The organism is Arthrobacter sp. ISL-30, from assembly GCF_018613855.1.
GTDB lineage: Bacteria > Actinomycetota > Actinomycetes > Actinomycetales > Micrococcaceae > Arthrobacter.
Genome location: NZ_JAGGPK010000047.1, coordinates 1 through 25,152, shown reverse-complemented (window position 1 = coordinate 25,152; position 25,152 = coordinate 1). Strand labels below are relative to the sequence as shown.

General features: G+C 62.7%; 23 protein-coding genes. 13 read left to right on the top strand and 10 right to left on the bottom strand.

Features of this window, described 5'->3' with window-relative positions; translation table 11 throughout:
* Positions 1–5 precede the first annotated feature (5 nt).
* Positions 6–1,361, bottom strand: coding sequence for an adenosylmethionine--8-amino-7-oxononanoate transaminase (locus J7E82_RS17425; protein ID WP_308113929.1), 1,356 nt, complete (start codon positions 1,359–1,361; stop codon positions 6–8).
* A gap of 26 nt (positions 1,362–1,387) precedes the next feature.
* On the opposite strand from J7E82_RS17425, the gene J7E82_RS17420 reads away from it, so the two are divergent.
* Positions 1,388–1,567 carry a hypothetical protein gene (locus tag J7E82_RS17420; protein WP_214864892.1) on the top strand — a complete coding sequence of 60 codons (180 nt, stop codon included), beginning with the start codon at positions 1,388–1,390 and terminating at the stop codon, positions 1,565–1,567.
* Between the two features lie 74 nt (positions 1,568–1,641).
* Here J7E82_RS17420 and bioB read toward each other — a convergent pair whose 3' ends face one another.
* Entirely contained in the window at positions 1,642–2,670 is a 1,029-nt protein-coding gene (bioB, locus tag J7E82_RS17415; protein ID WP_214864891.1) for a biotin synthase BioB, read from the bottom strand.
* A 173-nt stretch (positions 2,671–2,843) separates the two neighbouring features.
* Here bioB and J7E82_RS17410 point away from each other — a divergent pair, with 173 nt between their 5' ends.
* Positions 2,844–4,496 (top strand): hypothetical protein, encoded by a 1,653-nt coding sequence (locus J7E82_RS17410; protein ID WP_308113928.1) that lies wholly within the window; start codon positions 2,844–2,846, stop codon positions 4,494–4,496.
* 268 nt (positions 4,497–4,764) lie between these two features.
* Positions 4,765–5,421, top strand: coding sequence for a DUF6318 family protein (locus tag J7E82_RS17405; protein WP_214864890.1), 657 nt, complete (start codon positions 4,765–4,767; stop codon positions 5,419–5,421).
* Between the two features lie 940 nt (positions 5,422–6,361).
* Here J7E82_RS17405 and J7E82_RS17400 read toward each other — a convergent pair.
* A complete protein-coding gene (locus J7E82_RS17400; protein WP_214864889.1) occupies positions 6,362–7,429 on the bottom strand; it encodes a cation diffusion facilitator family transporter in 1,068 nt (355 codons plus the stop codon).
* Complete coding sequence (locus J7E82_RS17395) at positions 7,426–7,788, bottom strand: metalloregulator ArsR/SmtB family transcription factor (RefSeq protein WP_214864888.1); 363 nt, start codon at positions 7,786–7,788, stop codon at positions 7,426–7,428. The genes J7E82_RS17400 and J7E82_RS17395 overlap by 4 nt, the downstream gene beginning before the upstream one ends.
* Positions 7,789–7,912: 124 nt before the next feature.
* Between J7E82_RS17395 and J7E82_RS17390 the strand changes: the two genes are divergently transcribed.
* Positions 7,913–8,992, top strand: a complete 1,080-nt coding sequence (locus J7E82_RS17390; protein WP_214864887.1) for an alkene reductase — start codon at positions 7,913–7,915, stop codon at positions 8,990–8,992.
* Between the two features lie 99 nt (positions 8,993–9,091).
* Here the strand turns inward: J7E82_RS17390 and J7E82_RS17385 are convergent, their stop codons facing one another.
* Complete coding sequence (locus J7E82_RS17385) at positions 9,092–12,787, bottom strand: TM0106 family RecB-like putative nuclease (RefSeq protein WP_214864886.1); 3,696 nt, start codon at positions 12,785–12,787, stop codon at positions 9,092–9,094.
* A gap of 149 nt (positions 12,788–12,936) precedes the next feature.
* On the opposite strand from J7E82_RS17385, the gene J7E82_RS17380 reads away from it, so the two are divergent.
* The gene (locus J7E82_RS17380; protein WP_214864885.1) at positions 12,937–13,383 is read left to right on the top strand and encodes a nucleoside deaminase; all 447 of its coding nucleotides are present in this window, start codon (positions 12,937–12,939) and stop codon (positions 13,381–13,383) included.
* A gap of 116 nt (positions 13,384–13,499) precedes the next feature.
* Complete coding sequence (locus tag J7E82_RS17375; RefSeq protein WP_214864884.1) at positions 13,500–13,934, top strand: CBS domain-containing protein; 435 nt, start codon at positions 13,500–13,502, stop codon at positions 13,932–13,934.
* A gap of 108 nt (positions 13,935–14,042) precedes the next feature.
* Here the strand turns inward: J7E82_RS17375 and J7E82_RS17370 are convergent, their stop codons facing one another.
* Positions 14,043–14,339: a hypothetical protein gene (locus J7E82_RS17370; protein ID WP_214864927.1), complete on the bottom strand. Its 297-nt coding sequence runs from the start codon at positions 14,337–14,339 to the stop codon at positions 14,043–14,045.
* A gap of 200 nt (positions 14,340–14,539) precedes the next feature.
* Here J7E82_RS17370 and J7E82_RS17365 point away from each other — a divergent pair, with 200 nt between their 5' ends.
* Both J7E82_RS17365 and J7E82_RS17360 read left to right on the top strand, forming a co-directional pair.
* Complete coding sequence (locus J7E82_RS17365; protein ID WP_308113935.1) at positions 14,540–16,960, top strand: Tex family protein; 2,421 nt, start codon at positions 14,540–14,542, stop codon at positions 16,958–16,960.
* A 116-nt stretch (positions 16,961–17,076) separates the two neighbouring features.
* Complete coding sequence (locus J7E82_RS17360; protein ID WP_214864882.1) at positions 17,077–17,409, top strand: hypothetical protein; 333 nt, start codon at positions 17,077–17,079, stop codon at positions 17,407–17,409.
* A 55-nt stretch (positions 17,410–17,464) separates the two neighbouring features.
* On the opposite strand, the gene J7E82_RS17355 is transcribed toward J7E82_RS17360, so the two are convergent.
* The gene (locus J7E82_RS17355) at positions 17,465–18,322 is read right to left on the bottom strand and encodes an SDR family oxidoreductase (protein ID WP_214864881.1); all 858 of its coding nucleotides are present in this window, start codon (positions 18,320–18,322) and stop codon (positions 17,465–17,467) included.
* A 63-nt stretch (positions 18,323–18,385) separates the two neighbouring features.
* On the bottom strand, positions 18,386–19,177 hold the full coding sequence (locus J7E82_RS17350) for an MSMEG_6728 family protein (protein WP_214864880.1): 792 nt from the start codon (positions 19,175–19,177) through the stop codon (positions 18,386–18,388).
* A gap of 221 nt (positions 19,178–19,398) precedes the next feature.
* On the opposite strand from J7E82_RS17350, the gene J7E82_RS17345 reads away from it, so the two are divergent.
* The 3 genes from J7E82_RS17345 to J7E82_RS17335 all read left to right on the top strand — a co-directional run bounded on the left by J7E82_RS17345 (position 19,399) and on the right by J7E82_RS17335 (position 22,252).
* Complete coding sequence (locus J7E82_RS17345) at positions 19,399–19,989, top strand: hypothetical protein (protein ID WP_251042064.1); 591 nt, start codon at positions 19,399–19,401, stop codon at positions 19,987–19,989.
* Positions 19,990–20,092: 103 nt separating this feature from the next.
* Complete coding sequence (locus J7E82_RS17340; RefSeq protein ID WP_214864879.1) at positions 20,093–21,115, top strand: adenosine deaminase; 1,023 nt, start codon at positions 20,093–20,095, stop codon at positions 21,113–21,115.
* Positions 21,116–21,313: 198 nt separating this feature from the next.
* Positions 21,314–22,252 (top strand): glycosidase, encoded by a 939-nt coding sequence (locus tag J7E82_RS17335; protein WP_214864877.1) that lies wholly within the window; start codon positions 21,314–21,316, stop codon positions 22,250–22,252.
* Positions 22,253–22,360: 108 nt separating this feature from the next.
* Here J7E82_RS17335 and J7E82_RS20850 read toward each other — a convergent pair whose 3' ends face one another.
* Together J7E82_RS20850 and J7E82_RS20845 are read right to left on the bottom strand one after the other, a co-directional pair.
* Positions 22,361–23,059, bottom strand: coding sequence for a mechanosensitive ion channel family protein (locus J7E82_RS20850; RefSeq protein WP_374223636.1), 699 nt, complete (start codon positions 23,057–23,059; stop codon positions 22,361–22,363).
* A gap of 18 nt (positions 23,060–23,077) precedes the next feature.
* Positions 23,078–23,566, bottom strand: a complete 489-nt coding sequence (locus J7E82_RS20845) for a hypothetical protein (protein ID WP_251042063.1) — start codon at positions 23,564–23,566, stop codon at positions 23,078–23,080.
* Between the two features lie 145 nt (positions 23,567–23,711).
* Between J7E82_RS20845 and J7E82_RS17325 the strand changes: the two genes are divergently transcribed.
* Both J7E82_RS17325 and J7E82_RS17320 read left to right on the top strand, forming a co-directional pair.
* Positions 23,712–24,494, top strand: a complete 783-nt coding sequence (locus J7E82_RS17325; RefSeq protein WP_251042062.1) for a hypothetical protein — start codon at positions 23,712–23,714, stop codon at positions 24,492–24,494.
* Between the two features lie 138 nt (positions 24,495–24,632).
* Positions 24,633–24,932: an acylphosphatase gene (locus J7E82_RS17320; protein ID WP_214864875.1), complete on the top strand. Its 300-nt coding sequence runs from the start codon at positions 24,633–24,635 to the stop codon at positions 24,930–24,932.
* Positions 24,933–25,152 lie beyond the last annotated feature (220 nt).

Below are 25,152 nucleotides of genomic sequence, written 5' to 3'. Positions count from 1 at the left end.
AGTGCTCATGCGGAACCTGCGCGATCATGAACCTCGGCGACGGCAGCCACCATTCCCTCGGCAATGAGGGCAGTCTCGGAGGCTGTGCTGATGTACGGAGGCATTGCGTACACAAGATTCCGGAAAGGGCGCACCCAAACGCCATGCCGGATCGCGGCCTGGGTTACGGCGGGTACGTCGACGGCGTCCCGCAACTCGAGGACACCCACGGCGCCGATTGTGCGGACCTCCTTGACGGCGTCGAGCGCTGCAGCGGGCGTGAGGCCCTTGGCCAAGCCCGTTTCGATCCTGGCTACGTCCTCCCGCCAGGCGCCGCCGTCGAGGATTTTCAGGCTCGCATTGGCCACAGCGCAAGCCAGCGGATTCGCCATGAAGGTGGGGCCATGGAGCAGCGCACCGGCCGGGCCGGAGGAGACCGCGCGTGCCACCTCGCCCGTGCACAGCATGGCCGCGAGCGTCAGGTAACCGCCGGTCAGGGCCTTTCCCACGCACAGGATGTCCGGCACAATTCCCGCATGCTGGGCGGCGAAGAGCTCGCCGGTGCGGCCAAAGCCGGTGGCGATTTCGTCGAGGATCAGGAGCAGCCCGTGCTCGTTGGCGATGTCTCGAAGGATCCGGAGGCATTCGGCTGGGTAGATGAACATCCCTCCGGCGCCCTGGAGGATGGGCTCCGCGATAATCCCGGCGAGCTCGTCCCCGTGCGCCGAGGCAAGGCGAGCGACGTCGTCCTTCCAGCGGGCGATGTCCTCCGGGTTCGCCATGCCCGCGGAAGGCGGACGCGGCGCGAACACGTTGGACGCGAGGAGTCCAGGGAAGGCTGAGTGCATGCCGTCAACGGGATCGCAGACCCCCATCGCGGCGGCCGTGTCGCCGTGATAGCCGCCGCGAATACTCAGGAAGCGCTGCCGCCGGGGCCTGCCGGAGGCCGTCTGGAACTGGACCGCGAGCTTAAGGGCGACCTCCACCGAGACCGATCCGGAGTCGGCGAGGAAAACCCGCTCGAGGCGCGGCTGCCCAGGTTCCGACGGAGCCAGTGCCAGCAGCAGCTCCGCGAGCTCGACGGCGGGCTCGTGCGTGAGTCCGCCAAACATCACATGGCTGAATTGTGCGAGCTGCCTCTTCGCCGCGGCATCAAGGAGCGGATTGCGGTAGCCATGGATGACCGACCACCATGACGACATCGCATCTACAACCTCGTGCCGCTGGCCCGCTTCATCCCGCAGCTGCAGTCGAATCCCTTGGGCGTCCCCCACCTGCCACAAGGGCAGCGAGTCCGACGCCGGCGCGTAGGGGTGCCAGAGGACGGACCGGTCGCGCTGGATGAGGCTCTGTTGGATGGGGCTCGGTTGGATGGGGCTCACGATGCGCTCGCCTTCACGATTGCCCCATGGCGCGAACATTCCGCCTTCCAGCCCAGCGGAGTGACCTGGACTTTCATCCGACGCCGGCACAGCCCGCAGTAGCGCGGCGGCTCAAGCGCCAGGCTCTGCTGGCAGCTACGGTGAGCATCCGACGTCGGACCCTCACCGCCGCAGTGCCCGCAAAAGCCGGCGTCGACGGTGGTTGAGCTTGGGCCCACGACCGCCGGGTTCCCTGGCCGAGCTTGCGAGGTTAGGGAGCGGTTGGGGAGCGAAACCCTGTTCACAGCGTCTTCTGGAGTTCCTTGATGGGCATGTTCAGTTCCACCAAAAGGTTCAGGTCCGACGTCGCGGGCCGACCCAGTGTGGTGAGGTAGTTGCCAACGATGACGGCGTTGATACCGCCGAGCAACCCCTCGCGCGTTCCCATGTCCCCGAGGGTCAGTTCGCGGCCGCCGGCGTAGCGCAGGACCGTGCGGGGCATGGCGAGCCGGAAGGCGACGATGGCCCGGAGCGCGTCTTTGCCGTCCATGATGCCTTGGTTTTCCAAGGGAGTGCCGGGTCGCGGGTTCAGGAAGTTCAGCGGAACTTCGTGCGGTTCCAATGCGGCCAGCTGCACGGCGAGTTCGGCGCGCTGCTCCAAGGTTTCACCCATGCCGATCAAGGCTCCGCAGCACAGCTCCATGCCGGCGGCCTTGACCATATTGCAGGTGTCCAGGCGCTCTTCGTAGCTGTGAGTGGTGACAACCTCGGAGAAGTAGCTGCGCGCTGTTTCGAGGTTGTGGTTGTAGCGGTGGACCCCCCACTCCTTGAGCTGATCAACCTGGCGCTGGCTCAGCATGCCCAGCGAGCAGGCGATGTTGATGTCCACTTCTTCATTGATTCGGTCGATTGCGAACTTGATCTGGTTCATGAGCTTGATGTCCGGGCCCCGGACTGCTGCGACGATGCAGAATTCGGTGGCGCCCGTGGCAGCCGTTTCCTTGGCGGCTTTGACCAGCTCGGGGATGTCGAGCCAGACGCCGCGAACCGGCGAGTCGAACAGGCCGGACTGGCTGCAGAAGTGGCAGTCCTCGGGACAACCGCCTGTCTTGATGGAGATGATGCCTTCCACTTCGACGTCCTCGCCGCAGTGCTTGAGCCGCACTTCGTGGGCTAGCTGCAGGGCGGAGGGAAGGGCGTCATCGGGAAGGCGGAGAATCTCCAGCAGCTGGGCCTCGTTGAGTCCTTCACCGTTTTGGAGGACCTGCTCCCGGGCGGCTTCCAGGATGGGGTGGCTTGTGGCCTTTGGTGGGTGCGCCTGAATCGTCATCGATGCTCCTCTGCACTGCATATTTGGTTTCTCCAGTGGTTCATCCCCGACGGTAATGCGCCGGGAAGGCGCCGATTTTGTGAGATGCCTACAACGCGGAGTGCTCGGGTTTGGTTTTGCTTTCGTTGGAGAAGTTACGCGGCGGAAACAGCGGCGGAACTCGGGCGACAAGTGTGCTGGATAGCGTCGGCCGGGTACCCGCGAAGGAGAGCCTGGAGGACTACACCCTCCGGTTCGCTCCGCGGTCCTACCGTAAGTGGAGTGCGGGTGTCGTTGCGACAAGCGCCTTGGGCGGCATTGCCTATCTTGCTGATTTTTCGATTGGTGCGAATATCGGTATCGCTTACGGGACCATGAATGCCGTGTTCGGGATCCTCGTGGCGGCCGTCGTTATCTTCGCCACCGGATTTCCGCTGGCCTACTATGCGGCCCGCTACAACATTGACCTCGATCTCATCACTCGGGGCTCCGGCTTCGGCTACTACGGTTCGATGGTCACCAATGTCATCTTCGCGACCTTCACGTTCATTTTCTTCGCGCTGGAGGGCTCAATCATGGCGCAGGGCCTCGAGCTGGGTTTGGGTATTCCGCAATGGCTGGGCTATGCGGCGTCTACCGTAATCATCATTCCGCTGGTTATTTATGGCATGAAGACATTGGCCACGTTGCAGGTGTGGACCACGCCGCTCTGGCTGCTCCTGATGGTGGTGCCGCTGGGATACCTGCTGGTCTCGCACCCGGAGAGCATCGATTCCTTCTTCGCCTACCAGGGGAAATCCGGCGTGGAGGGGACCAACCTGGCCTCCGTCATGCTTGCTGCCGGGGTGTGCCTGTCGCTCATGGCGCAGATTGCCGAGCAGATCGACTACCTTCGCTTCATGCCGCCGCGGACGGCCGAGAATAAGGGGGCTTGGTGGCGTGCAGTGATTCTGGCGGGTCCAGGCTGGGTGATCTTTGGGGCGATCAAACAGATTGTCGGCCTGTTTATTGCCATTTACCTGATCGCGACGCTCGATCCGGCCGCTTCCGTCCACGCCAATGAGCCGGTCCACCAGTTCCTGGGCGTCTACCAGGAGATGATGCCGGCGTGGCTCGCGATGACCCTGGCCGTAGTACTGGTGGTCATTTCACAGATCAAGATCAACGTCACCAATGCCTACTCGGGTTCGCTCGCCTGGACCAACAGCTTCACCCGCATCACCAAGACGTATCCCGGGCGCATGGTGTTTGTTGTGGTCAACCTGGTCATTGCGCTGGTTTTGATGGAAGCGAACATGTTCGAATTCCTCAGTACCGTTCTTGGCTTCTACGCCAACTGCGCGATGGCCTGGGTTGTCACGGTGGCGTCCGACATCGCTATCAATAAGTACCTCCTGAAGATTTCGCCGAAAGTCCCGGAATTCCGCCGCGGCATGCTGTACGCCGTCAACCCCGTCGGCTTTGTCTCGATGCTTGTCTCCGCAGGCGTTTCCATCGCCGTGTTCTTCGGGGCCCTTGGTCCCGCGGTCCAGCCTTATTCGCCGATCTTCGCCGTGGCGCTGGCCTTGGTCCTGCCGCCTGTCCTGGCGCTGCTCACTCGCGGGCGGTTCTACCTACGGCGCAGCGACGACGGCATCGAATTGCCCATGTTCGACGCCGACGGGAACCCCAGCGACAGCAAACTCCTGTGCCACGTGACGGGTTTCGAGTTCGAGCGACCGGACATGCTTCGCTCGGCTCAGGACGGGCCCGACGGCGAGCCGCAGTACATCTCGTCGCTCGCCCTGTCGACGGACAAGACGGGGGAGTTGGTGCTGCCGGCGCAGAACTATGGTTCAGTGCGCTGAAATAATCTTCAGAAATGGGGTCTATTCCCCGGAAATGGGGGTCTGTGGAGTTTTCTGTAGGCCCCCACTTTCTTGTTCGTGGTAATTGCCGCGTTTCTGTTTTATGAGTGGGCAGCATTTGGCGGGTGAGTCCTTGACTTTGGTCTGGGGAATTTGGGTGGTAGAACCGGTTTGGTAGGGGGCTGTGGATAACTCTGAGCATGGAGTTGCAACCTCGACTACCCTTTGAGGATCTCGTCTTGACCAACTATCGGGGGATAAGCTGCCCATGACTTTTCGTTTGTTGTCTTCTGGCCCCTTGCGCGTTGGTCTGGTCTCCGGGCTTGCGGTGGTCGGGCTGGTATTGAGTGGGTGCGCTGGCAGCGACCCCCAACGTGGGGGCACACCGAGTGCGAGTGTTTCTGAAACCTCCAGCGCTACGCCCACACCGACGCCTACACCCAGTTCCGTCTACAAACCGGCCGACGCAAAAGGCAGGGCAGAGAATGTGCCGGTGCCGGTGTTGCCGGAGGAGGCGAAGTCGGAGACGAAGGAAGGGCTGCAGGCGTTCGCGAGGTATTGGTACTCGACGCTTAGCTATGCATACGAGACAGGCGACATGGCCCCGATGCAATCAATTTCCAGTTCGACGTGTGCCAGCTGCACAAAAATAAAGGCGGAAGTCGAGGAATGGAATAGAGAAGGTCGATGGATGGCGGGCGGCAAAATGGTCGTTCAAGCTGTCGAATCAAACTTTACGGAGACAGCTCCGTCTGAATACCAAGTGATTGTTCAGGCCTATCAGGAAACGATTGATTTTTATCTTCCCGGTGGGAACCTGAAGGGATCACTGCCACGTCAGCCTGCAATCGGAGACATTATGATTGCGGTTCACAACGGCTCAGTTTGGCAGGCTAATAGGATTGAACACTTGGTCAACCAATGAGAGCCCCAATTCGGGTAATGGCTCTCCTCTTCGCCCTTGGTCTCACCGTGGAGTCTTCTATTTTCGCAGTTGGAGCCCATGCGGACGAGACACCGAATATCGGCTCAGGGTGGAGCGGGGGCGGAGCCACGATCGAGGGATGGACGCAGCTTCCTGGAAGCGGGGTTTGGACGGACCTTGCGATTGGCGGGGTCGAAGACCCCTATCGGTATCAGTACAAACACGTTTGTCGTCAAGATCCAATACAAGATGGGTCGAATTGTGCCCATCAGGACCTTCCGTGCACGGATGGTCCTGATGGTCGGACTGTCAACTGGTACAGATCCCTAAAGTTGCTTTCGAATCCAGCATGGGATTTTTTCGCTGGCCCTTCGTGTGTTTACAGCGAAGAACCTGTCAATGTTCTTGACCAAATTGCGGCCCGGATCCTTAACGACTTCCGTCAGCTCCCCATCATCCCTGGTCGAGTCGTAGGGCAGCCCAGCCCCCACACCCTATTGGGCGCAGAAACCAACTTCTTCGCCGAAGCAACGGAACAACAATTTGACGTCACGATCCTGACGCAGAGAGTGCACATCGTAGCCACGCCTGTCGCATACACCTGGAGTTACGGGGACGGGGTCGCCATCGGACCCCAAGGCTCAGCCGGCGGTTCCTTGCCTGAGGACCGCTGGGGTGAGAAGACCAGAACCAGCCACGTGTACACCCAAACCGGTGATTTCAACGTTGTCCTGACAACTCATTTCCGAGGAACATACTCGGTGAACGGAGGGCCGCCACTGCCGATTCCGGGTCAGGGAGAGTTCTCATCGGCACCCCTGACCACTAGCGTGTGGCGTTCGATCACGAGGCATTACGCGGACAACTGCCTTGAAAATCCCCAAGGCGATGGCTGCCCAGGAGCGAACTAGTCCATGAGCACCAGCCAGATGGCATCCAGCTAGTGGGTACGCTCCGCTCGTCGGCTGCTCGGAGTCAGGATCATGTGCTCCAGTTTCGGCAGGGCTTCCTGGAGCCGGTGTTCGGCATCCTGCAGGATCTGCTCCGCCGCGGACAATCCGACGTCGGACACAACTAGCGTCGCCGCTCCCTGGAGGCGGTGCCCGACCCACCTCAACTGCAGCCGCGAAACGGCCAGCACGCCCGGCGTTTTCTCCAGGGCTTTGTGGGCCTGAGTGAGAAGTTCCGGCTCGATGCCGTCCATCAAACGACGCCCGATGCTGCGGATGGTCCCCCACAAGAGGACAAAAATGGCCACCGAGATGAGCAGCCCGACGATCGGGTCAGCCAGGGGGAAGCCGAGCATGACGCCACCGGCGCCGAGGACGACGGCCAGCGAGGTGAATCCGTCCATTCGTGCATGAACACCATCGGCCACCATCGCTGCCGAACCAATGCGACGACCAACCTTGATGCGGTAGATCGCCACGGCTTCATTACCGGCAAAGCCGATCACTCCGGCAGCCATAACCCACCCCAGGTTCTGCAGTGCCTGCGGGTGGATCAAGCGGTCAACTGACTGCCAGCCTGCGACGACCGCCGAGAGCGCGACGACGGCGACAATGAAGAGTCCTGCCAAGTCCTCCGCCCTGCCGAAACCGTAGGTGTAGCGGCGGGTAGCGGCCCGTCTGCCCAGGATGAATGCGATCCATAAAGGAACAGCGGTCAGGGCATCAGAAAAGTTGTGGATTGTGTCCGCCAACAAAGCTACGGAGCCGCTGACCATTACGACCAGGCATTGCAGCACAGTCGTTCCCATCAGTATGAAGAGGCTGATCTTCAGGGCGCGAATACCCTCAGTGCTTGCCTCCATCGCATCGTCGATGGAGTCTGCCGCGTCATGGGTATGCGGAACGAACAGCTCCATGAGCCAGCCTCTCAACCCAGAGGCATGCTGGTAGGAGCCGTGGTCGTGATCGTGGTGATCATGATCGCCGTCGTGATCGTGGTCATCATGCGTGTGGTGCCCGACCGTCGGGTGGCTGTTGGTATTCTGCCGCTCGTTCATGAGGCCGCCGTGCCCCTGCGGTGGTGGGAGGGCTGTCCGCCGAGGGCGTGTTCCGCCTGGAAAATAGCGTCTGCCACGAGCTGGCGAGCATGCTCGTTTTCCAACCTATACAGGACCTTTGTACCGTCCTGCCGGGTCGAAACCATCCGTGCCAGGCGCATCTTCGCCAAGTGCTGTGAAACCGCCGCTGGCGATTTCCCGACTACATCGGCGAGGGCACCCACCGCCATTTCACCGCCACGTAGGGCCAGGATAATTCGAACTCGTGTTGCATCGGCAAGCATGGCGAAGACCTCGACAGCGAGTTCCACATATTGGCTGTCGACATCCAACGAGCATGATCGCTTATATGCATTCATGCGCAGATTCTTTCACAAGTCTGGAATTCCTGCTTCCTACTTGTGATCCCTCTCTCAACCGGAATAGTTGCACACGCGCTGCAGTTGCCAAGCATGAATCCATTCCGCTTTGAAAGGTATGCGCATGCTGTTTTCCCCTTTGGCTCTCGGTGAGCTCGAACTGCCCAACCGCCTGGTAATGGCGCCCCTCACCCGCGTGCGCTCCGGCAAGGAAGGTGTGCCCGGCCCCCTGGTCGTGGAGCATTACCGTCAGCGGGCCTCCTTGGGCCTGATCGTCAGCGAGGGCATCTACCCGGCGCCGGCAGGACGTTCCTACCCGGGCCAGCCCGGACTCGTTACACCTGAACAGGTCGAAGGCTGGTCCAAGGTGACTGCCGCCGTCCGCGCTGAGGGCGGCCGGATGTTTGCCCAGATCATGCATGGCGGACGCGTGTCCCATCCGGACATTACTGGGGGACACGAGATCGTTGCTCCCAGTGCCGTCGCAATTGATGGAGAAGTCCACACTGAAATCGGCAAGAGGGCCTATCCGGTGCCGCGGGAGCTGGGCAGTGATGAGCTTCCCGCTGTTATCCAGGAAATTGTCGCGGCATCTCAGAATGCGATTGAGGCAGGATTCGACGGCGTTGAGCTGCACTCGGCCAACGGTTACCTTCTAAACGAATTCCTCGCGCCCAATGCGAACATTCGCACGGACAGCTACGGTGGTTCGCCCGAAAACCGAGCCCGCTTCGTCATCGAAACCGTCAATGCAGTTGTGGCCGCCTTGGGTGCCAACCGGGTCGGCATCCGCATCTCGCCCGAGCACAACGTCCAGGGCATCGCCGAAACCGACGCGGCCGACGTCCGCGCCACCTACGAGGTACTGGTGGACTCCATCGCCCCGCTCAACCTCGCCTACCTCAGCATCCTTCATCACGAACCGGCTGGTGAACTGGTGCAGAACCTGCGCGAGCGGTTCCGGGGTACCTTCCTCGTCAACACCGGCTTCGGCGTGATCACGTCCAGGGATGAGGCCTTTGCCCTCGTCGCTGACGGACACGCCGATGCCGTCGTCGTCGGCCGTCCTGCCATCGCCAACCCGGACCTGGCTCGCCGCTGGCGTGAAGGGTTGCCTCTCAACGAGCCCGACGCGAGCACGTTCTACGGCCAGGGCGCGAAGGGTTACACGGACTACCCGTTCTACGAAGAAACCCTGAGCTAACGAACCCCATCTAGGTCGCAGTTGTTGTCGTTATCGGCTCCGATGACGACAACAACTGCTAGCCAGTTTGGGACATCAGCGAGCGATGCAGGCCTCGCCCTAGCTTCCGATCAGCCTGGATTCGCTTGAGGTTCGAGCGTTCTGGCACAGCCCCACGAACCCGCCCAGATGTTCCAGCCCTTCAGGGTGAGTGGGGAGGTAGTTGGTCAGCTCCGGTGACCGAACGATGACGGCCCGCCACTGTCCACGCGACACCGCCACATTCACGCGGTTGCGTGATAGCAGGAATTCCATGCCGCGGGGGACCTCCCGCGCTGCGGAAGCAGCCATGGACACAATAACGATCGGGGCTTCCTGGCCTTGGAACTTGTCCACCGTGCCCACCCTGACGCGGCCAAACCCCGCTTGCCTCAGCTCGCGTTGGATGAGCTGGACCTGGGCGTTGTAGGCCGCGACTACCAGGATGTCCGCCGCGTCGAGGGGCCGCGGTACTGGGGATTCCTTGGGATCCAGCCACGGAAGTCCGAGGTGCGTCTGGACCTGCCGAACCACCTCTGCGGCTTCTTCGACTGATTGCGTGGAGTTTCCGCTGTGGGAAACGTAGACACATTCGACTCCCGCCGGTGCTCCCTCCAGTTGGCGCGTCGTCGCAATAGGGGCGGAGTGCAGGCGGCCGTCGTAGGACAGATCGGAGACGGCTTCGCAGAGGTCCGGGTGCATCCGCCAGGACGTTGCCAGGAAGTAGCCAAGCTCCGGCGGGAGGGTGTGATGCCCATCCGCCAGCCATCCGAGCGCGGATTCGTCAACCGGCTCCGGATGGGTTCCCTGGGTGACCTGCGGAAGTTGCTGCGGGTCGCCGAGCAGCAGCAGCCTCTTAGTGGAGCGGCTTACGGCAAGTGTGTTAGCCAGCGAGAACTGGCCCGCCTCATCTATGACCAGCAGGTCGAACGTGCCGGGAGGAATAGATCGGCCGGTCATCGTCCAGGCGGTTCCGCCGATGAGGCCACCGCCGGACGATCCCAGCAGCCGGTCGACGTCTTCCTTGGCGCAGGAAGTCCAGGGCAGGGGATCCTCGTGCTTCACTTCCTTGGCAACCAGGGCCGGGTCGAGGCCCGCTTTTTCCACGGCGGCGCACAGGAAGTGTTCAATGACGGCGTGCGACTGGGCCACCACGCCCACTTTCCAGCCGCGTTCCACCAGCCTCGCAATGACCTGTGAGCCAACGTAGGTCTTCCCGGTTCCGGGCGGGCCCTGCACTGCGAGGTAGGAGTGGTCAAGGTCCATGACGGCGGCAGTTATCGCGTCCTGGTAGGCGCTCGGTCCGGACTCGACTCGCGGGAGCCCGGCAAGGCTGCGTAGCCGGGGCGGCCGGCGTCGCAGGAGGTCCAGGCCGGGATAATCCGGCCAGGACGGCAGCGTTTCCCGGACCTTGACCGCGAGCTCCGCGAGGGCTGCCTTTAGCGCGTCTGTCGCGACCGGGGCGTCAGGAGTCAAGGCCATGGGCAGCTGGGTAAACGGTGAAGCGTTCCGGGGCAATCGTTCGGAAACAAGCAGGATGTCAGTCACGCTGTCATGCACGGCGGCGCCCCCGCCAGCGCTGATCGCGGCAGCGCTGATCTCGTCGGCAGTGTCGCCGATACTTAGGATTTCAGTCCCGGAACCCCCCGACCTGCCCAAGGCACTGACCTGTTTTCCGTCCATGGCCTCCGGCAGGGGAGGAGCGTACATGCGGAAGTATGTCTTCCCTGGGGCGAAACCCGAGCCGTCGGCCGCCCTGCCGAAGAGGCGAAGGGTCCGGGTCGGGTTGCTGCGAGGAGTGGGCTTCGCCCAGTCCCGGACCACTTCGCCGAGTTCCACGATGAAGCAGTCCCTAGCGTGCTCCCATTCGGAAACGGGTTTGTCCAAGCGGTCGAAGTGCCCCCACCAGAACTGTTTGTCCTCGCGGCGGTGATAGCCCACGGCAGCTGCCACCATGGACACCGCCCGTCCGTCAGGCCGGGCACGCTCCTCCAGGGAGAGCCCCTCCACATAGTCCAGCAGGGCGGTCTCTTCAGGCGCGGCCTCGTACTTCTCCGGCTCCGTTTCCGGATGCTCGGGCCTGGCCTGCCCCACTTCCCCGGGCTCGATGGAACGTTCGGCTGCGAGCTTCAGCAGCCAGTTGCGCAGTTCCAGGGTGGAGAGGCAGTCGTACTCGTTGTAGTCGGAAATCCCGGCAAGGATGGCCGCCGCGTCGTCGGTCTTTCCGGAGTCCCGGGCAGAGCAGTAGTTGGCGTAGGCCACGACCGAAGCGCCAGCGTCCTTCACGTCCCCTGACCGCAGGTGCTCGCCCATGTACAGGGGTTCGAGTTTCTTGATGCTGTAGGAGTTTTCCGAGATGCGGATGCTGTGCCGGACGGTGTCATAAAGATCCACGAGCACCCCGTCGCGCAGCAGGTTGTCCACTGCCACCTCCCCGACTGTATGCAGCACGGAGAGGTTGCGGAGAGCCGTCTTTTCGTACGCCGCGTAGTGGTAGATGTGCATGTTCGGGAACTTGCGCCGCCGCTCGGCTACGTAGTCGAGGAAGTCGATGAAGGCCTGGCGTTCCTCCTTCCGGTCATGCGCCCAGAACGGTTTGAACACCGGCTTCTCATCCTTGCTCAGAGGATTCTCGACCACACCGAACAGGTACTCCAGGCCCCAGCGTCCCGTCACGGGGTCCTGCCACAAGGGATCTCCCTCGAAATCGAAGAAGATGTCTCCCGCATCCGGCCGGGGGAGCCTGGCCAGGGAATTGGATTCCAGGATGCGGTAAGCAAGAGTCTTCCGCTCGCCGGCCTTGTCCGTGTAGCTCACGCTTCCGTCCGGAACTCCGACGCCCGTTTGCAGCCGGGCCTGTTCGCGTAGTCGCCGCAGCACAGAATCGCCGGCATCGGGCAGATCTGCGAGGGCATCGATAGTGGTGATCCCGTCCTCGATGAGTTTCTTGCGCCGCGAGAGCCTCATGCCAGCCACCATCAGAAGATCCCGGTTCAGGGTGACTTGCTCTTTGCAGTAGTCGCACCGACCACAGGCTGTAATTCCCGGCGCACCCCAGCGGACGGGTTCTGAGCCGGAGCGGTGTGCCTGTGTGAGGTCGAGGAAGCGGCTGCGGCGTTCGCGGAAGACCGGGAGGACGTCGGCCAGCCGATGGTCGCTATGGACGTACTCGAAACCCGCTTGGCTTCCCTCAGGACCATCTTGCCGCGGTAGCGTCGCTCCCAAAACCAGCGTCAATTGAGGTGCCGGCTGGATCCCGGCCTTCAGGAGCTGGTCCGCGTAGGCTGCGAGCTGCAACAGGGCTGTGACCTTGGCGTGCCGGGCCAGCTTCGTGTCGTACACCGCGTAGACCCGCTCAGACTGCTTAACCAGGAAGTCCGAGCGGCCGTGGAACTGTCCGTCAAAGAACGCCGCCTGGAACACCACATCGGCCCCGGATTCCAGCGCAGCCAGGGACTCCGCATGCTTGGCGATGAGGGAAGCCCGGCTGGTTGCGTCTCCCGGAAGGACCTCGTAAACGCCTTTGCCGGCAGCCGGATCCCACCAGCCAAAGTCGGCCACGAACCGGTCCAGGACCCTGTGCTCGTGGACATCGCCCAATGTGGCCGTGCGCTGGAGCATCTCGTCCTCGGGGAACTCCGCCTTGGGCAAGCGGCCCAGTTTCTCGTCGAGTTTGCGAAGCAACTGGTACTCACACTGGGCGGCAATCACGAGGTCGCTGGCGGAATACACCAGGTCCTGCGGCTGCCCTGGAACTTCCGCATCGAGAAAGAACATTGTGCCCCCAAAGGACGGTTGAGCTATTGGGGAAAAGCTATCAGGGGCCACTGACAAAATAAGCTGGCCAACCCCGGCCCGCGGGGTATTCTGGCCCCACAACCTTAACGGCTACGTCCCTAATGCCCCAGGCCCGGGAGGCACCGCGAATGACAGAAACCGTAGACCACTCCTTCGAAGCCGCCTTTCATGCCGCACAGCAGAGCCTGCGAGAGGGCGGCATTCCCATTGGAGCCGCCCTCGCGAGGGGCGGCGAGGTTATCGCGAGCGGCCACAATGAGCGGGTCCAGCACGGAGATCCCATCGCCCATGGGGAGATGGCGGCCCTGCGGGCAGCGGGTCGCCAGAAGACCTACCGGGACATCACCCTGTACACAACCCTTGCTCCCTGCGCCATGTGCAGCGGCACCATTCTGCAGTTCAAGATTCCCCGCGTCGTCGTGGGGGAGGACGTGACGTTTCCGGGCGAACTGGAGTTTCTGCGCTCACGCGGCGTGGACGTCGTCGTACTTAATGACCGGCGCTGCATAGACATGATGACGGAATTCCAGCGCGACCACCCCGAACTTTGGGCGGAAGATATCGCGGAACAGTAGGCCCTGAGGCGGCCCTTCCGGGGCCTAGCCAGAGCATTTGTCCCGGCGTAGGCTGGCACCATCGGCGCAGAGCCGAAGGCCCCTGTGTCGGTACCCCAATCGATAAAGGAGGACTGATGAGCGTAGTACGTGAATTCATGACCACCAACGCCCAGTGCGTCAAGGAAGATCAGACACTGCAGGATGCTGCTGTGATGATGCGTGACCTTGACTGTGGGTCGCTGCCCATTTGCGGCAACGACGGAAAACTGCATGGCTTCATCACCGACCGCGACATCGTACTTAAGTGCATTGCCGAAGGCCGTGAAGCCAGGGATATGAGGGCCAGCGAACTGGCACAAGGTACACCCCATTGGATCGATGCTGACGCAAATGTTGACGAAGCCATCGAAATGATGGAGAGGTACCAGATCAGGCGCCTGCCTGTCATCAGTGACCACAAGCTGGTGGGCATCATCAGCCAGGGCGACATTGCGCGGAACTACTCGGAGACGCGTGTTGGCGAACTGGTAGAACACATTTCTGCCAAGAAACCGATGCAGCACAGCTAGCCAATCGGTTTATCCCACCAAGCGCCGCGGAGCTGGCTCCGAGGCGCTTGTCTTTGTCCGGCCCTTTGAACGCCAGCGCCGTACCTAGCCTTGAACGCCAGCGCCGTCCTACAGGAACGCCTCCCGTCCCGTACCCTCGCGCAGCACCAGCTCACCGTTTTCGATCGAGACCAGGAGGCTCTTCGGCTTTCCGTGCAGCTTCATGCTCGCGCTGAGTTTGCGGCTGGGAACCTCGACGCCGATCGTCGCGCCTTTCGCAGGCAGCTCCACAGAGACTTCCTCTGCCATGCCGAGCAGCATGCGGGTGGTCACGTCCCTGTCCCGCCGGGCCTCCTTGCCGTTCACTGTGAGGGCGACCTCATCGGCGTCGAAACCCTCCTGGAGAATGACGAGCAGTTCCTGCATCATGCGCCCCTTAATTCAGCGGAAGGCCGGCTTGGGTGAGCAGAAGCCGACGGCGGGTTCCCTCCCACTACAGCACCGGGGGCAGGGGTTGTCGAGATGGAGGGCGTATGCGGCGATCCCTCCATGCTTAGGGCACAATGTCATGCGTGAACCAACAGACGCCCCGCCCGTCCACAGCCGCATCAGCCTCGTCCTCAGCCATAAACCCTGAGTCCTCGATCCACGCGGCGATCGCCCAGGAATTGGGCGTCAAGCCCTGGCAGGTCAAGGCGGCTGTTGAACTGCTCGACGGCGGGTCAACCGTCCCGTTCATCGCCCGGTATCGCAAGGAAGTCACGGGGACGCTCGATGACACCCAGCTGCGTGAACTCGAGGAGCGGCTGCGGTACCTGCGGGAGCTGGAAGACCGCCGTCGGACGGTTTTGGAGGCGATTGCCGCGCAGGGGCAGCTGACCCCGGAGCTTGAGGCCGCTGTCCTGGGCGCCGATACCAAAGCCCGGCTCGAGGACATTTACCTGCCGTTCAAATCCAAGCGACGGACCAAGGCCCAGATCGCCCGGGAAGCCGGGCTCGAGCCGCTCGCAGATGCACTGCTTGCCAATCCGCAGCTGGACCCCGAACGGGAGGCCGCCAAATACCTCAACCCGGAGCATTCAATCGAGGACGCAACCGCCGCGCTCGCCTGGGCCCGTGCCATCCTTGTGGAGCGAGTCGCCCTGGACGCCGATCTAGCCGAGACGCTGCGTGAGCGGCTGTGGACCCAGGGGCGGATGGTTTCCCGGGTCAAGAAGGGCATGGAAACCGAGGGGCAGAAGTTCAAGGACTACTTCGAGTTCTCGCAGGCGCCGTCAGGCATGCCCAGTCACCGGGTCCTGGCCCTGTTGCGGGGCGAGAAGGACGGCGTGCTGGAGCTGGACCTCGCCGAGGCGGAGCCTGCCGACGACGACGCCCTCGCCGCCGCCCGCGCCCGGTACGAAGCAGCCGTGGCGCAGGCTTTGGGAGTAGCGGGTGGCCTCGGGGTTGCGGACCGCAGGCCGGCAGATACCTGGCTGTATCAGACGGCACAGATCGCCTGGCGCGGGCGGATCCTGGACCGACTCACCAGCGACTTGCGCGGACGAATGTTCGCCGACGCCGAGGACGAGGCCGTCCGCGTCTTTGCGGCGAACCTCCGGGACGTGCTGCTCGCAGCGCCTGCGGGAAACCGGGCGACCCTGGGCCTGGACCCGGGGCTGCGAACAGGCGTCAAGGTCGCCGTGGTGGACGGAACCGGTAAAGTGGTGGCAACGGACACCGTTTACCCGCATGCCCCCGCCAGGAAATGGGACGAAGCCTTGGCGACCCTCGGGCGCCTGGCGCGTCAGCACGCCGTCGAACTCGTGGCCATCGGCAACGGCACCGCCTCGCGGGAGACCGACAAGCTTGCCGGGGAACTGATCAAGTCCCTCAAGGCGGCGGGCGGGCCGTCCCTGCAGAAGCTCGTGGTTTCCGAAGCCGGCGCGTCTGTATATTCCGCTTCGGCCCTGGCCGCCGCGGAACTGCCCGGCATGGACGTCTCGCTGCGGGGAGCGGTGTCCATCGCCCGGCGGCTGCAGGATCCCCTGGCCGAACTGGTGAAGATCGAGCCGAAGTCAATCGGCGTCGGGCAGTACCAGCATGACGTCACCGCTTCCAAGCTGGACCGCAGCCTGGACGCCGTGGTCGAGGACTGCGTCAACGCCGTGGGCGTGGACGTCAACACCGCCTCGCCGGCGCTGCTTAGCCGCGTGGCCGGCGTCGGGCCGCTGCTCAGCGAGAACATCGTGGCGTTCCGGAATGAGAATGGACCCTTTGCCAAGCGGGCCGAATTGAAGAAGGTGCCGCGGCTGGGGGCCAAGGCGTTCGAACAGTGCGCCGGCTTCCTGCGGATTACCGGGGGAGCGGAGCCATTGGATGCGTCCAGCGTGCACCCCGAGGCTTATTCGGTGGCGCGGAAGATCCTTTCCGCCGCCGCGGGAGGGTCGACGTCGGCCTTGAATCCCCAGGACTTCGTGGACGGAACGTTCGGGCTTCCGACCGTCCGGGACATCATGTCCGAGCTGGAGAAGCCGGGCCGCGACCCGCGGCCTGCGTTCAAGGCGGCCTCCTTCTCAGAGGGCATCGAGAAGATCTCTGACCTCAAGCTCGGCATGATCCTGGAAGGTACTGTCACCAACGTTGCCGCGTTCGGCGCGTTCGTCGACGTCGGCGTGCACCAGGACGGGCTGGTCCACGTCTCTGCCATGTCCAACCGCTTCGTCTCGGATCCGCGGGAAATCGTGAAGTCCGGTCAGGTGGTCCGGGTGAAGGTGATTGAGGCTGATCCGGAGCGCAAACGCATTTCCCTGACGTTGAGGCTCGACGACGAAGCCGGCGTCGGTGGCGGTACGGGTGGGGCTCGGGGTGCTGGGGGCCGGGCTCCGGGCGGTGCTGGTGGTGGTCAGGCTGGTGCTGGTCAGCGCGACGGCCGCGACCGCGGAGAGCGCCGCGACCGAGGCGGCAACGATCGGTCCGGCGGTAAGCAAGCCGCCCGGAAACCTGCGCCCGCTCCCGCGGACACCGCCATGGCTGAGGCGCTGCGGAAGGCCGGCCTCGGGAAGTAAGTGCAACGCGAGGTCACTTAGCGCCCATTAGAAGGCCCAACATGGGCCCTAACTGACCCCGTGTTGCATTAAGGGCCGGGGTTTCGATCGTGACGGCTTTCTGCAAGGGTGGTGCCATGTCTTATTTCCTTGAGTACACGATCCCCGCAGCTCCCGGCGACGCTGAATTCGAGTTCCCCTATGATGAGATCCGTGTTGGCGAAACGATCCCATTGACCGAGACAAACGCCCCGCGAGTGCATACGCCTGAACTTTCCGCACGCACGCGCATTGAAGGTGCCACGGTGCCCGAGGCCAAGCGGGAAGCCGAGGAGCTCATCCTGCACAGCCGCGCGGATGCCGGCTCGCTGTACTACGACCCCTCCAACTCGCTAAACGCCGGGGTTGGAGCGTTGGTATCGATCTTTACGGAGGGCAAGGGCTGGGCGGACGTGCCGGTTTCTTCCTGAAGCGGTTCGCCCTGAGTGACCTTCCGGTCGAACGGCTCTAACGCCAGGATGTCGGTTAAGGATGCCGCTGCCCTTTGCCGGCGAGGATCGCCCGGTAGCCCGTTCTGAAATCCGGATAGTCGAACTCGAAGCCCGTGGATTGCAGCAGCGCGTTGCTGCAGCGTTTGTCGCCGCCGCGGGCCACGGGCACTGGTCCTACCGGAGGCTCGGGATAGCCCATCTCGGCCGCCAGGAATTTCAGGACCTCGCCCAGGTCCACGGGCTCGTCGTCCACCCCGATGTAGGTGCCCTCCGGCTCGTCGGCCATAGTGGTGAGGCGGACGATCGCAGCGGCGGCATCGTCACGGTGAATGCGGTTCGTGAAGCGAGGTTCTTCCGGAATCATGGCGGTTCCCTGCTTCACCTGGTCGATCAGCCGCTTGCGCCCAGGCCCATAGATCCCGGCCAGTCGGAGGGCGATCGTGGTCGTCGTCGAATGCTCATACCGGCTCCGGAGAAGTTCTTCGGCCTCGAGGAGGATGCGTCCCGAGAACGACGGCGGTTCAGTAGGTGTCCGCTCGTCCACCACACCGCCGTCGGCATTTCCGTAGACGGCGGTGGAGCTGACGAACAGTACCCGCCGCGGCGTCACTCCCTCGCGCTCCAGCGCATCGAGCACATTGCGGAGGCCATCCACATAGGCGCTCCGGTAGGCGGCCTCGGTTGCCTCACTCGCGGCGACGGCGACGACGACGATCGCCACCTCGGGCGGTACCGGCGGCAGTTCCCGCGTGAGATCCGCAGCAACGCCGTCGATAGCCGATGGCAGTTTCTCCGGGGTACGCCGCCAGCCAATGACCCGATGTCCTGCGGTGGCAAAGCGGAGTCCCGCCTCGGTTCCAAGGTCGCCGCAGCCGGCGATGAGCACAGTCATGCTGCCAGTCTGCCAGTTGAGACTTAGGGTGCGGGAATCGGCTTGGGTGGCGGGAACAACCGGCTAGGGTGCGGGAACGGGAAAGAACAGCCGAGGGTCCTGGAGGAGGGCGGGGTAGGTAAACGCGGAACGATCGAGGATTTCGTCGAGCCGCCAGCGATAGCTTGGTGCGGAGTCGCCGTCCTGAATCCTCCCCACGGCGAACCGTCGGCCGCCTTCCAAGGGGATGGCGACGTCGTCGCCCGGCTGCATCGCAATGAAGGCGTCGAGTTGGCGGCGGTATTTAGGGGAGGCTGCGAGGCGCGGCTGTGGCAGCGAGATGGTTTGCAGGGAATTGTCCGGGAGGGAATCATCCGGGTCGGCGATATCCGCCCGCAGGATCCAGAGCCTTGGCTCGGGCGGGTCTTCCGGGAGGAGGACATGTTCCGGCTCCGGCCACACATACTCCAGGTTTGCAGGTGTTCCGGGGAAGAGATCCTTGTAGAAGTCGGGTGATTTGCTGATGAGCCTGGAGCGATGCCTCAGGTGGAAATCGGGATCACCCAGCCACGGCGGGACCGGCACCTGGTCTGGGTCTCGGGCCCCGACGTCGGGAGCGAACTCCAGGATGTTGGCTCGAGTGGAATCGGAACCCCCACGCTGAACCCATTCATCCACCATGGCAAGTCCATAGCGGGTCAGGGCGGGGACGTAGCCCATCCACATTCGAGTCGCAGGGTGGGACCGCCAACCGTAGTCCGGGATGACCAATGCCCGCAGGATCTGCAGCGTCTCGACTCGCTGCTTGCCCAGTCTGCTGGGGTCGAGCGCGGCCGCGCTTTGGCGAAAGTCGGCGTACGGGAGGAACGTCTGCACCCACCCAGTCTTAGGGGTTGAGGGAGAAGGACCAAGTTGAAAGGGGCCTTGGTTCTCAATTGCCGGACAGGCAAATGACCGCATAGTGAGACAGTGGAGACGTGGGGTTTGCGCAACCACTAAGGTAGCCGAACACCTTTCGTGTCATCCGGTCTGGTTCGAGGGTCAAAGGCGCCCCTCGTCCCGGGTCTGATGTACCAGCCTAATACCGGAGTTATCCCATGTCCAAGATCCATCTGCCCAAAATGTCCGTTCCGCATGGCCTGCTGCCCAAGTACGGCAGGATGCTAGGCCCCGAGGCAAACGGCATCCTGGTCCTGGACGAATTCACCCTGGACCCTGCTGCGGCAAAGGCAGAACAACATGGAATCAAGGCGGCATTGGCATCCGCTGCCCTGACAATGCGCCGGCTTGTGGCACTTCGGCTGTTCATCGCAATCGTTGCCATCGCCAATCTGCCGATGTTCCTGCTGAACAGTGGCTGGTTCGTCTATGTGATCTCGCTGGCAGTCGTGATCGGCGTCCACGTCTCCGTCTCATGGCTGAACCGGCACGAGATCCGGGTCAAGGAACGCTGGCTGAAGGAACTCATGCGGCACCGGGACCACAGCGTAAACTACCGGCGCCTGCGCGACAGCGTGAAGTTCGTCATCGATGCCCCTGCCCGCATCAATGAGCACCTCTACCTCGAACTCCTTCATGCCAAGCGAGTCGCCCTGCACATCGCCGTCGGAACCGTCGCCATCCTTGACGACAGCGACGAGTCCGCCTGGAAGGTGCGCATCGTCCGCGAGATCCCGGCCGCCGCTTAGATTTCCGCCGCCTAGATTTCCGCACCGATTTGGACAGCCGCCCCGGGGATTCGCGGGGCGGCTGTCCGTTTTCGTAGCGGATATCCGCTTGTACGGTTGAGCAATGGAGACTTTTGGCGAGACCACAACACCGGCCGCACTTCCCGTGGCCGAATTGCACCTGCATATTGAGGGAACGCTGCAGCCGGAGCTGATTTTCGAGCTGGCCGAGCGGAACGGCCTCGAGCTGCCCTACACGGATATCGACGAGCTGCGCACAAAGTACCAATTCACGGACCTTCAGTCGTTCCTTGACCTCTACTACGACAATATGGCGGTGCTTCGGACGGAGCAGGATTTCGCCGATATGACCCGGGCCTACCTCAAACGAGCGGCCGACGGCGGTGTACGGCACGTTGAGGTCATGATGGACCCGCAGGCCCACGTGCAGCGCGGGATCGCACTGGAAACGTGCGTCAACGGTGTCGCCTCGGCACTTTCGACGTCGGTGGAGGAGTTCGGCGTATCGACCCTCCTGATTGCCGCGTTCCTGCGCGACCTTCCCGAGGATGACGCCCTCGAGGTCCTGGAGCAGCTCCTTGCGATGAACGCGCCGATTGCCGGGATCGGTCTCGACTCAGCAGAGGTGGGCAATCCGCCGTCGAAATTTGAGCGTTTGTTCCGCCGGGCGAAGGAAGCAGGACTGCACCGGATCGCCCACGCAGGCGAGGAGGGACCGGCGTCGTACATCTCGGATTCACTCGACCTTTTGGACGTGGAGAGGATCGACCACGGCATCCGCTGCATGGAGGACGAGACGCTGGTGAAGCGGCTCGTCGCCGAACAGGTACCGCTGACTGTCTGCCCTCTTTCCAACGTCCGCTTGCGTGCCGTAAACACTTTGGCCGACCATCCGCTGCCTGCCATGCTGGCCGCAGGGCTCAACGTCAGTGTGAACTCGGACGATCCCGCGTACTTTGGCGGGTATGTGGACGAGAACTTCCGTGAGCTGATCGCGGTCCACGAGCTGACAGTGGGGGACAGGGCGTTGCTGGCCGCGAACTCGATCCGCTCTTCGTTCCTGGAGGACGACCGCAAGGAGAAACTGCTGGCAGAGGTGCATCGCTGGGAGATCGCGGCGGAGTAGCGGTAAGGCAACAGTCGGAGCGGCGCAGAAGCACGGGAAGGCAACAAGAAACAGGCTGTAAGCGAGATCCCACAATCGGTTCTGGCTCCCGGTTTCGTAACAGTCGGTCATGACACATGCTGTTTACCTATTGCACTCACAAAAATTTACAGAAACTTGGCAGACTTCACTTGAAATACTCGCCCTTGAAGGAGACTCATGGCCAAGAGCACCGCTGAAAAGACGAACATCCGGTTGAAAGCAGTTTTGGACGTTCTGGCGGAGGGGGTATGGTCCGGCGAATCGCTCAACGCCGGAGAAGTGCTGGCTGGTGCAATCCAGCGAGTCCCCTTCGACGCCCAGGAAGGTGAGCTGCTCAGCGGGGGTATTCCTCGCGGGCACAAGGGCCTGACGACGGCTACGTCCAAGCTGGTCAAGGCCGGCTGGCTGGTTAAGGGCCGCTCGGGCTGGACCATCACCGACGACGGACTCCGCGCCACCGTGGCGTTCGAGGACCCGGATGACTTCGCGACCGCCCTGAAGGAAGGAACTCCCGTTCCTGCTGACATGCCGGTGCCCCAGGCCCCGGCGAAGAAGCCCGCCGCGAAGCGTGCGGCAGCCGCCAAGGCCACCGCGCCCAAGACCACGGCGAAGGCCGCGGCAAAGCCGGCCACGAAGACCTCGAAGGCTTCGAAGGTGGCCGATAAGGCCGCCGAAATTATCGAGGACGCCGTGGAGCCGATCGTCAAGGCAGTCCGCGGCAAGAAGGCACCAGCCAAGACTGCTGCGAAAAGTGCGGGCGCTGAGGCAGCGGCAGCGGAGACAGCTGAGACGCCGGAAACTTCTGCAAACCACCTGGACCAGCCGGGCGCCGTCGCGATTGCAGGCGACTTCAACAAGATCCTCGGAGCTCCCGAGGACTGGGCGCCGCAGTACGACGAAGCCCAGATGACGTTCGACCCCAAGGCACAGGAGTGGACCTTGAGCGCTGATCTGCCTGCGGGTTTCTACACCTACAAGATCGCGCTGAACCGCTCGTGGGATGAAAACTACGGAGCCTTCGGCGTGTTTGGCGGCGCCAACCATGAGCTCCACCACTCCGGCGGCCAGGTGACCTTCACCTACAGCCACGCCACGAAGGACATCGTCCTCTCGTAGGGAAATCGCGGAGTCCGCTCCGGCAAGCAACGCGGGGTCACTTCGCGCCCATCCGAAGCATCGGAATGGGCGCGAAGTGACCCCGCGTTGTGGCTGCGGCAGTTGCGGTCAGTTTTGCGACGTCAGGAACTTTTCCCGGTCTTCGAAGACCTCGTCGCCCGGGCCAGTGAAGGCGCGGGAGCGTTGCCTTGCCTCCAGGGAACCCGTGAACAGTTGAGCCTCCTGGGGGTCGACATTTTCCAGCCCGTCGCGCGCCGCTGTGTCGTGCGCCCCGCCGTTGTGCATCGCAGACACCGACTCGTAGCGCAGATGCGGGAGCGCCTCGGGGTGCTGCTGCAGGAACATAACCATGGCCTCGCGGATGAGGCAGCGGAGGTCGAAGAGCGAGGCGCTGTCTGCAGCGCTGAGCAGGATGCGGACGCGGACAAAGCCGTTGGTGGCGTCCGTGACCTGCAGTATGCCGACCCGTTCGTCCCACAATTCCGTGGAGGCGAGCAGCGTCCGCAGTTCCGAACGCATGGCTTCGATGGGGGCACGCCAGTCGAGGTCGAACTCCACCGTGCCCATCACTGCGGACTGCCGGCGGGTCCAGTTTTCGAACGGCGTGGTGGTGAAGTACGTGGAGGGCAGGATAAGCCTCCGGTCATCCCAGATGTGCACCACCACATAGGTCAATGTGATCTCCTCAATCCGCCCCCATTCCTTCTGCACCACCACCACGTCGTCTACGCGGATGGCATCCGTGAAGGCCAGCTGTACTCCTGCGAAGACGTTCACCAGGGAGGTCTGGGCGGCCAGGCCAGCCACGATCGAGATCAGGCCGGCCTATGCCAGCAGACCGGTTCCAAGTGCCTGCACCGCGGGGAAGGTCAGCAGAGCGCTGCCCAGGGCGAGCACCACAATCAGCGCTACGCCGATGCGGCGGGCCAGGATGACCTGTGTCCTCAAGCGCCGGGCGCGGCGGTTGTCGGCCACGTCGACGCTGTAGCGGGAGAGGACCAGCGACTCGATGATCAGCAGCACCGCCACCGCCAGCCACGCGAAGGAGCCAATCAAGGCGATGAGCAAGGCGTGGTCGTTGCCTTGCCGCCATCCGGCGTCGTCCGTTGTTAGTACCAGGGCGATGCGAACGCCAATCAGGCACAGCGTAATTTGCAATGGAATTCGGGCCACCTTCGTGACCTCGTGAAGGGCTGGAAGCTTCTTATTGAGCCGCACAACTACCTTGCGCACAAGCCAGGCGAGGACCAGCCCGACTGCAATAGCGGCGGCGATGGCAAGTAACGGAAATGCTGTGTTCAGGAACTCAGGCATAACTTAAGCCCTATCAAGTGAAGGGCCTTTGAGTCGAAATCGACTCGCGTTCCGTGATGCGCTGCAACATTTAGATATCGATTGGATTTATTCCTTTTCCGGGAGTCAATCCGAAGTCCAGAATTAGGGAATTACCCGCGGTCTCATGAAAACCCAGGAGATACTTATGTACCGCTCTGCCTCTACCGCCGTCGCCGCTTCTGGCGCCTTGTGCCTGGCTCTTTTGCTTGGGGCATGTGGACAGCCAGCCACCCCAGGCGCAGGTTCCACAACAACTGCTACAAGCACGACGACGGCGTCCCCCACCGCGAGTGAATCGCCGACGTCGACCACCAAGCCGGCGACGACCTCCGCCCCTGCGACAACGGCGCCAACAACGGCCGGCTGGACGAAGTACACCACGACGGACGGCGAATTCACGTTCGAGTATCCGTCCGCCTGGACTATCACGGACCCTGCGGGTGAATTAGCGGAAGGCGGCGGCGTGTTCCTGACCGTCTCGAACGAGAATGGCAAGCAGATGGCTACGCTGCGGAGCAACATGTCGGTAGGCTCCACTTGCACCGAGAGGTACCCCTACGGAGTGTTGGACATCGAGCCGCTGCCGGCATTGGCGCAGGGCGGGAAGACGCCAAAGTTCATCTTTGAGTCCCGGATGGATCCCTCGGCAACTGACCCCGCGAAGATGAACCCTATGGCCTACGGCATTATCTCCGGTCCAGAACCGAGCGGACCTGACGCCTGCCCGATCTTCCACTTCTTCACCTGGCCGCCAAATGCCGCAATGTTCTCTGGCGTCTACGATCCCTTTGACACGACTGGTGGCGGCGCGCCAAATCCGGGTGTGGACAACTCCCATGCCTACATGGAGACCCAGGAGTACAAGGACGTCAAGAGGATGATCACGTCGCTGAAGCCGACGTCTTAGGTTCCTGCTGCTTAGAGATCGCGGTTGAGAGCGAGCCCCGGTGGTCAAGGCCACCGGGGCTCGTTCTTGCCTGCTGGTGGTCGAGCCTTCTGGTGGTCGAGCCTGTCGAGACCCGGCCTGCCCCGTTACATTGGGACCATGGCTGATTGGGAATCGCGCGACGGCGACGTGCGCCTGACTGCGCGCGTAGAGGGCATGGTCCAGGGTGTCGGCTTCCGTTATAGGACCGCCATGAAGGCGAATCAGCTCGCCCTGACGGGAACCGTCAAGAACAACGACGACGGTTCGGTCGCCGTCGTCGCGGAAGGGCCACGCAACGCCGTCGAGCAGCTACGGGACTGGCTGAAATCCTCCCGGGCGCCAGGAGCGGTTGCGCGGGTTGAGGAATCAACGTCTGCAGCCACCGGAGAGTTCAAGTACTTCGACATCGTGGGCTGAGGCTGCGATTCGATTCCCCTCGCCCAAGTAACTCGCAATTGTTGTCGCTAAAACGGGGTGGAGTCATATGGTCGTAGCAACGCTCTGAATTGATGGAGTGTTCTATGGTCAAGTCTTATCCACTGAGCGCACGCACCGAGTTTGTGGACTTGGTGTGTGCCGGGATGTCGGTTCTCCAAGCCTCCCGGCGTGTCGGAGCGGTGCATCAGACCGGGAGAAA

Excerpts from the sequence above, each read along its gene's own strand:
- J7E82_RS17420 (WP_214864892.1), top strand. The coding sequence starts at position 1,388 with ATGGCGCGAACATTCCGCCTTCCAGCCCAGCGGAGTGACCTGGACTTT.
- bioB (WP_214864891.1), bottom strand. The coding sequence starts at position 2,670 with ATGACGATTCAGGCGCACCCACCAAAGGCCACAAGCCACCCCATCCTG.
- J7E82_RS17405 (WP_214864890.1), top strand. The coding sequence starts at position 4,765 with ATGACTTTTCGTTTGTTGTCTTCTGGCCCCTTGCGCGTTGGTCTGGTC.
- J7E82_RS17400 (WP_214864889.1), bottom strand. The coding sequence starts at position 7,429 with ATGAACGAGCGGCAGAATACCAACAGCCACCCGACGGTCGGGCACCAC.
- J7E82_RS17395 (WP_214864888.1), bottom strand. The coding sequence starts at position 7,788 with ATGAATGCATATAAGCGATCATGCTCGTTGGATGTCGACAGCCAATAT.
- J7E82_RS17390 (WP_214864887.1), top strand. The coding sequence starts at position 7,913 with ATGCTGTTTTCCCCTTTGGCTCTCGGTGAGCTCGAACTGCCCAACCGC.
- J7E82_RS17385 (WP_214864886.1), bottom strand. The coding sequence starts at position 12,787 with ATGTTCTTTCTCGATGCGGAAGTTCCAGGGCAGCCGCAGGACCTGGTG.
- J7E82_RS17380 (WP_214864885.1), top strand. The coding sequence starts at position 12,937 with ATGACAGAAACCGTAGACCACTCCTTCGAAGCCGCCTTTCATGCCGCA.
- J7E82_RS17375 (WP_214864884.1), top strand. The coding sequence starts at position 13,500 with ATGAGCGTAGTACGTGAATTCATGACCACCAACGCCCAGTGCGTCAAG.
- J7E82_RS17370 (WP_214864927.1), bottom strand. The coding sequence starts at position 14,339 with ATGCAGGAACTGCTCGTCATTCTCCAGGAGGGTTTCGACGCCGATGAG.
- J7E82_RS17360 (WP_214864882.1), top strand. The coding sequence starts at position 17,077 with ATGTCTTATTTCCTTGAGTACACGATCCCCGCAGCTCCCGGCGACGCT.
- J7E82_RS17355 (WP_214864881.1), bottom strand. The coding sequence starts at position 18,322 with ATGACTGTGCTCATCGCCGGCTGCGGCGACCTTGGAACCGAGGCGGGA.
- J7E82_RS17345 (WP_251042064.1), top strand. The coding sequence starts at position 19,399 with ATGTCCAAGATCCATCTGCCCAAAATGTCCGTTCCGCATGGCCTGCTG.
- J7E82_RS17340 (WP_214864879.1), top strand. The coding sequence starts at position 20,093 with ATGGAGACTTTTGGCGAGACCACAACACCGGCCGCACTTCCCGTGGCC.
- J7E82_RS17335 (WP_214864877.1), top strand. The coding sequence starts at position 21,314 with ATGGCCAAGAGCACCGCTGAAAAGACGAACATCCGGTTGAAAGCAGTT.
- J7E82_RS20845 (WP_251042063.1), bottom strand. The coding sequence starts at position 23,566 with ATGCCTGAGTTCCTGAACACAGCATTTCCGTTACTTGCCATCGCCGCC.
- J7E82_RS17325 (WP_251042062.1), top strand. The coding sequence starts at position 23,712 with ATGAAAACCCAGGAGATACTTATGTACCGCTCTGCCTCTACCGCCGTC.
- J7E82_RS17320 (WP_214864875.1), top strand. The coding sequence starts at position 24,633 with ATGGCTGATTGGGAATCGCGCGACGGCGACGTGCGCCTGACTGCGCGC.